This is a genomic window from Synechococcus sp. MU1655 (assembly GCF_023630655.1).
GTDB lineage: Bacteria > Cyanobacteriota > Cyanobacteriia > PCC-6307 > Cyanobiaceae > Synechococcus_C.
The window spans coordinates 1-5807 of record NZ_JAKUHK010000124.1 but is presented as its reverse complement, the minus strand read 5'-3'; the positions used below and the strand labels follow the sequence as shown (position 1 = coordinate 5807).

General features: G+C 60.7%; 7 protein-coding genes and 1 pseudogene. 3 read left to right on the top strand and 5 right to left on the bottom strand.

All coding sequences use genetic code 11. The features are described 5' to 3' along the window. Positions 1 to 277: pseudogene (gene glmM, locus NCN04_RS06940) on the top strand (phosphoglucosamine mutase); the annotation flags it as partial. On the opposite strand, the gene NCN04_RS06935 reads toward glmM, so the two are convergent. The 4 genes from NCN04_RS06935 to NCN04_RS06920 are packed head-to-tail and all read right to left on the bottom strand — an operon-like array spanning position 278 to position 4472. Continuing rightward, positions 278 to 1210, bottom strand: a complete 933-nt coding sequence (locus NCN04_RS06935) for a BadF/BadG/BcrA/BcrD ATPase family protein (protein WP_250395608.1) — start codon at positions 1208 to 1210, stop codon at positions 278 to 280. After that, positions 1203 to 2507: an IctB family putative bicarbonate transporter gene (locus NCN04_RS06930; RefSeq protein ID WP_250395607.1), complete on the bottom strand. Its 1305-nt coding sequence runs from the start codon at positions 2505 to 2507 to the stop codon at positions 1203 to 1205. The genes NCN04_RS06935 and NCN04_RS06930 overlap by 8 nt, the downstream gene beginning before the upstream one ends. Further along, on the bottom strand, positions 2500 to 3213 hold the full coding sequence (trmB, locus tag NCN04_RS06925; RefSeq protein WP_250395606.1) for a tRNA (guanosine(46)-N7)-methyltransferase TrmB: 714 nt from the start codon (positions 3211 to 3213) through the stop codon (positions 2500 to 2502). The genes NCN04_RS06930 and trmB overlap by 8 nt, the downstream gene beginning before the upstream one ends. Next, a complete protein-coding gene (locus tag NCN04_RS06920) occupies positions 3213 to 4472 on the bottom strand; it encodes an FIST signal transduction protein (protein ID WP_250395605.1) in 1260 nt (419 codons plus the stop codon). The genes trmB and NCN04_RS06920 overlap by 1 nt, the downstream gene beginning before the upstream one ends. Positions 4473 to 4542: 70 nt before the next feature. Here NCN04_RS06920 and NCN04_RS06915 point away from each other — a divergent pair, with 70 nt between their 5' ends. Next, positions 4543 to 5154: a DUF3177 family protein gene (locus NCN04_RS06915; protein WP_048347832.1), complete on the top strand. Its 612-nt coding sequence runs from the start codon at positions 4543 to 4545 to the stop codon at positions 5152 to 5154. Continuing rightward, on the top strand, positions 5144 to 5455 hold the full coding sequence (locus NCN04_RS06910) for a DUF7734 family protein (RefSeq protein ID WP_250395604.1): 312 nt from the start codon (positions 5144 to 5146) through the stop codon (positions 5453 to 5455). The genes NCN04_RS06915 and NCN04_RS06910 overlap by 11 nt, the downstream gene beginning before the upstream one ends. A gap of 3 nt (positions 5456 to 5458) precedes the next feature. On the opposite strand, the gene NCN04_RS06905 is transcribed toward NCN04_RS06910, so the two are convergent. Then, positions 5459 to 5807 (bottom strand): zinc finger domain-containing protein (locus NCN04_RS06905; protein WP_284498646.1); only part of this gene is annotated, 349 nt, incomplete at its 5' end.

Here is a 5807-nt window from a genome sequence, read left to right as displayed (position 1 = left end):
GTGGGTGGATCAGAGCTTTCAGGCCTACCCCCAGAAACTGGTGAATGTGCGCGTTGAGAATCGCGAGCGCAGAAAGGGTTGGGCGGACTGTGCTCCCCTCCATTCCCTGGTTCAAGAGGCGGAGGCTTCAATGGCGGATGACGGCCGTGTGCTGGTGCGGGCGAGTGGGACTGAACCACTGCTGCGCGTGATGGTTGAGGCGGCCGATCAAGCGGTGGTCGATCACTGGACCTCCCGCTTGGCCGCAGCGGCAGAGCAGCATCTCAACGCCTCTTGATCAGCAGCTTTCGAGGGCGAGGGTGAGCGCTCCATCGCAGGCGTCACCACTCCGTTCATCCCAGCGTGCATCCACCTGGCGACGGCGTAGGGACGTGTCTACAGCCTGTTGAAGGGGTGCCAGGTTCTGCAGTGCCCCACCCCTGGCGCAGAGTTTGGGCTTGGTGAGCCCCAGGGTGGAAGCCACGGCTTGAGCTGCTTCGGCAAGAGCATCGCCGGAGCGGTCGAGAATGGCCGCGGCCTCAACATTGCCGGCTTCCGCGGCGGCGCAGACGAGGGGTGCCAATTGAGCGAGCTGGGCTGGTTGGTAATCGGGCTGAACAACGAAGGCCTTGACGTCTGTGGCTGTGCGGCAACCAAGGACTTGCCACAGCTGCTTGCGCAGTGGTCCGTCTGGAAGTCGGCCATCGGCCATGCGCAGGCTGAGCTGTAGCCCCTGATGGCCGAGATCAAAGGCAGCCCCTGCTCCATCCAGTTGCCATCCCCATCCGCCGCAACGTGTTTCAAGGCCTCTGTCGTTGCGTCCAACCACGATCATTCCCGTGCCGCTGATCAGCACAACGCCGGCATCGTTGGGGAAGGCTCCACGCAGGGCAGTGCGTTCGTCGCCTGTGGCGACGCAGTGCTTTTTTGGCAGCTCGAGACTGGCTGATAACAAATCTCTGGCACGGTTTTGAAGCGCTGTGCCCTGCTCCACTCCGCTGGCACCAACGGCGGCAGCTGTGATCTCCAGCCCGTCGGGATTGGCGGCTTGCAGGCTGCTGCGAAGGGCCTCCATGAAGCGCGTTTCGCCTCCGCTGGCTTGGAGATGGCTGACGCCACTGCCCTGGCCCTCGCCTAGCGGTTGCCAGGTCCCGTTGTGCCAACGGCTCAGCTTGCAGCGGCAATGGGTTTGGCCAGCATCGAAGCCAGCCAAAATTAGTGCGTTACTCATGGCTGGTCTGGTGAGCCTGACTCAGGGTTGCCAGGCAAAACCAACCGATGATTTGTACTTCTGGTCGAAAAAAAATCGTATCCGTGGCCCCTTGGACGACCAGTCCGGCGATGGCGGCAAGGCAGCCCAGCCAGGGCAACGCCAGGGCAGCCGTTGAGCGCAGGGCTGTGAGGCCGTTGCGAAGACTGGCTCCCGCTAACCCAAGAGCAGCGATTAGGCCTGGAATGCCCGTTTCAACGAGGAGTTCCAGGGGAACGGAATAGGCGCTCAGGGCATTGAACTTGGGTTGTTGATAGAGGGGGTAAATGGCATTGAAGGCGGCGTTGCCTGGCCCGATGCCGAGCCAGGGCCGGTCTTGAATCATCTCCACTGCGGCCAACCACACGTTGATGCGGAAGTTGTTGGAGCTATCGCCTCGTCCCGCCAGCAGGCTGGCGACCCGTGTACGGATCGGATCCACCTGCGTGACTGCGATCGCCAAGGCCACACCAGCCAGTACCAGCAGAGCGATGGGGACGAGACGCCGCCACAGTTTTGGCCAGCTGCGGATGGCACGCAACACGAGCAGCAGCACCAGCACACCAAGGGCCGCGAGCATGCCGAGCCAGCCCCCGCGGCTGTAGCTAAACAGGGTGGCTGTTGCTCCCAAACCCACTGCAATAGCTGCATAGCAACGTGCCCCCCAGCCCCTCCAGCGGATCAAGGCAACGAGCGCTAACGGCAGGATTGGCACCAGATATCCCGCCAGCAGATTGGGGTTGCCTAGGGGGCCATAAACCCTGATCGTCCCTGCGGCTACGGAGTTGGGGTCGGCCCAGCGTGCGAGCTCCTCAGTGGGTCCGTAAAGCTGGCGCAAGGCCATCACACTGGTGAGTAATTCACCGCCCAGCAACGCGGCCAAGAGTCGGTCCCACCACTCGGGTCGTTCGGCCAGTAGCTGGCGCATCAGGGCATACACACCGAGATAGCTGAGCAGTTTGATCAAGCCTTTCGCGGCTGCGGCAGGAACAGGGGAGAATCCTGTTGCGAGTAGGGCGATGCCAACAAACAACAGCACCCAGGCGCTGATGGCACCGATGCGCTGCGGTTGGCTCACGCTGGACCAGAGGATCCACAGCGCTCCGCAAGCCAGAACCACGAGCGCGAGTCCCGTTCGCGTGAGGAAGGGCAGTCCTGCGAGCAGAACCATGAGCAGGATGCTGGCCAACCAGCGAAGGCGTCTGCGCTGCGGATCACTCGCGGGCAGGACTCCTTGCCAGCGCAACAACAAAGGTGGTGGGGCCGGAGCCTCAGCCATGAGGTGTGGGTGCAGCGTCTTTGGAATTATCAACCTGTTGCCAAGCCATCTCCAGATCCCTTAATGCTGGAAGCGCAGCCTGGGTGCGCTCAAACAGCACGCGATAGGTGGGTTGTCCCTGGTCCTGGACGTAGCGCTCCCGCTCCGTCGCTACGGGCAAGGGATTGCTGGTTCGCCATGGCTGTGGATCGTCTTTCGGGCGGGCAAAGCAGTTGGAGAGCTCCACGAGGGCCACCATCGGTTCGATCACTGCCAACACATCACTTTGCAGAAACAGATGTCGGCCGGGATGGAGTGCGGCGGCGATGGCATGCAAGAGGGCGGGTTGCAGCACTCGGCGTTTGCGATGGCGTTGTTTGAACCAGGGATCTGGAAACTGAATGCTGACCAGCTGCAACTGGTCTGGTGGCAACGCTGCCATCCAAGCTTCCAGGCTGATATTGGCGTTGCAAAATAAAAAATGAAGGTTGTGCTGCTGCAGCCGGTCACGATCCCGTTGGGCTGCTTGCACCAGGGGCCTGCGGATCTCAACTCCGAGGTGGTTTCGATCGGGCTGCATCGCCGCCAGCTCCAACAGAAAAAAGCCTCGAGCGCAACCAATATCGAGATGGATCGGCAGGTTGGGATGCGCAAACAGCTTCTGTGGCGCCGGTAGCTCCAGCGGCAACTGAAAGAAGCGGCTGAGGGGATTGACGTGCTGGCGCATCAGCCCTCAGGTGACTCAACAAGAGGTGCGTGGCGGAGTAAGCCCCAGCAAGCGGTGTAACCATGCAGGTAGGTGGTGTTGCTCAAGGGTCCGATCTCGCCGTTGCAGAACGCTCCGGCGATTGGAAGATTGGGCATCACGTCTCGAGCGATCGAAACATCACCGTTGGCTTCTCCAAACAGCCCGCTCCCTCGACCGAGGCAGGCAAACAACAGACCGCAGAGGGGAGGTGGCAAGGGACAACGCTCTTGGCTGACCTCCAGCAGCTGGCGTGCCTCCTGCCTTGATGACTGCGCTTCTCGGAGCTGAAACTGCACGTGTTGGCCTGGGCGGACCCGCTCAGCGACGGCGACTGCACCATTTCGTGGGTCGACGCCAATCAGATTGCGTACCAGAAAATCGCTGGGGCACTCCTGCATCAGATTGCGACGTTCCACCCCAAGGAACAGGGAGTGCTGCACCAGCTCTCTGTCCTCCGCACTGAGATCGGCCAGGACGCGTTGTAAGCAGGCCACAGGCGTGTCGCGACGATCACCATCGCTGAGTTCCAGCAGGACGTTGCGTTGGGCTTGTTCGATCGCAAACACGGGACCAATCGGTCGGCAGCCCTGGGCAACAACCGGATCAAGAACCCAGTCGCCACCGATGCTCACCCCAGCGGCACCATTGATGATCCGACCATTGAGGAGCAGGGATCCATGGCTGGCGTTATGGGGTGCGGCAATTCCTCCGATGATCGCAGCGTTGGGATAGGCGTAATCCAGGCCGCTGATGAGGTCGTTGATCGCTCCGCAACTGGGATCGATGAACAGCAACAGGGAGCGGCTGTTTGCTGGGTCCACGCTGACCCAGTCCTGCCAGTTTTGAACCGGTCCATCAAGGTCCGGGAGAGAGCCAGTGTCCAGTTGAAACGGCTTCAGCTGAGCTCCAGGGAGATTTAAGAGGGTGATGCTGAGGGCCGTGGTCTGTTCCAGCTCTTGCGATCGCCCGGCACTGTCCGTTCCAACAACGCCGCCTCCAACAAAACCAATCCAGTGTTCGGCCTGGATTCGCTGGCTGAGAAGCGGAAGCAACCGCGGCAGATCGCTGGCGAAATGGTTGGAAACAAAAACCAGGGCTAAATCGCCTTTTTCCGAGCCAAGTTGATTGGTGACATCTTTTGAAGCCTCCTCTAGAGAGGCACAGCCACTGAGTGCCGTTCGGCACTTGGCCTGGGCTCCGGAGCCTCGGAACCAATCGAGGGGGTTGAACGGAACCATGTATTGGACCTTACCAATCTTGAGGGCTAGGTCGATGGCATCGATAATGGCTCCACCTTGAACCTGCCTGGTGCCTGATCTCCCCTATCGCAGTTTGGTTTGGCTGACGTATCGCCTGGGTGCAACGTTTGCCCTCGGCGTCCCGCTTGTGTTGCTGATCTGGGCAGGGGTGCGGCGTGAGCCAGCCATTGTGCGATTGCTGGGTCTGTACTGGAAGGTGGCAAGCCTGCTTCCCATCAGTGTGTTGCTGCTCACCGATCGGCGTCCGATCGGCTATGTCATGGCCTTCCTTGCCCCAGTCCTGATGGCGGTTTCGGTGTGGTTCTGGGTGGATCTCAATGAAGAGCTGGCGGACAGTGCGCCGGGTAGTGCCCTACCGCTGACCGTTCGTATTTGGCGCTGGGCGCTCAGTGGATTTGCTTTGCTTGCGGCGGGGATGTCAGCCACGGCATTGCGCTGTGCGGACCAACTGAGCGGTGCTGAGTGCTTGGCCTGGCTGGAAGGCCCCCAGGGATTGCATCGTGTCGCCGAGCGTTTGTTCGATTTCGTCTTCGGTGGTCAGTGGAGTGAGGCTGTTGCCGCATTTATTGGCTATGTGGCGTTAGTGGCCTATGTGGTGGGGCTCCTCCAGTGGCTCCTCGTGCGTCTGCCACGTCAAGGGCGGGTGGCTGGTGAGTTCTGATTCGTTGTTGCCGGCTCTTGAAGCGATCAGTCGCGATCGTCCCGATCGCGTGTTGCGCCTCCGAGGAACTGTGCAGACCTCTGAATGGGAAGAAGAAGCCCTTGAAGTGTTGATCTTTCGTGGCTTCAGCAGCTGCACCACCCATCCCACGGATTTTGATCCGGATCGAACCGTGCTGCCTGATGGAGCGGCACTTGAAACCGCTGAATTGTTGCGCGGTCCACTCAATCCTCAGCGGGAGGAGAGGCTGATCGGGCCCCTGCCTCCTGAGCAATTGATCGATGCAGACCACTGGATCTAACTATTAGCGCCGTTCCAGTACGGACACGCAGCGACCGCACAAGCCTGGGTGATCACTGTTCTGACCGATGTCGCTTTCATAATGCCAACAGCGCTCACACTTCTGACCTCGAGACAGGGCTACTTCGATCGCGGCGAGCTCGTTGTCATCACTGGCCAGCAATTCGGCCCAGGGCTCGCCTCCAAGCTGCAACTGGGACACGAGTAGCCAGTCGCGCAGGCCATCCACCTCTTGATCCCCTTTGCTTTGGAGCCAGTGAAGGGCGTCTTGGAGTGCGGGGGTGCGCGCTTCGAGGCGAACGGCCGCTTCAAGCGATGCTCCGAGCTTGCGCTTGCTTCGGCATTCTTCCAGC

Bases quoted from the DNA above. Each gene is read 5' to 3' on its own strand.
- NCN04_RS06920 (WP_250395605.1), bottom strand. From the start codon at position 4,472: ATGGTTCCGTTCAACCCCCTCGATTGGTTCCGAGGCTCCGGAGCCCAG.
- NCN04_RS06930 (WP_250395607.1), bottom strand. From the start codon at position 2,507: ATGGCTGAGGCTCCGGCCCCACCACCTTTGTTGTTGCGCTGGCAAGGA.
- trmB (WP_250395606.1), bottom strand. From the start codon at position 3,213: ATGCGCCAGCACGTCAATCCCCTCAGCCGCTTCTTTCAGTTGCCGCTG.
- NCN04_RS06935 (WP_250395608.1), bottom strand. From the start codon at position 1,210: ATGAGTAACGCACTAATTTTGGCTGGCTTCGATGCTGGCCAAACCCAT.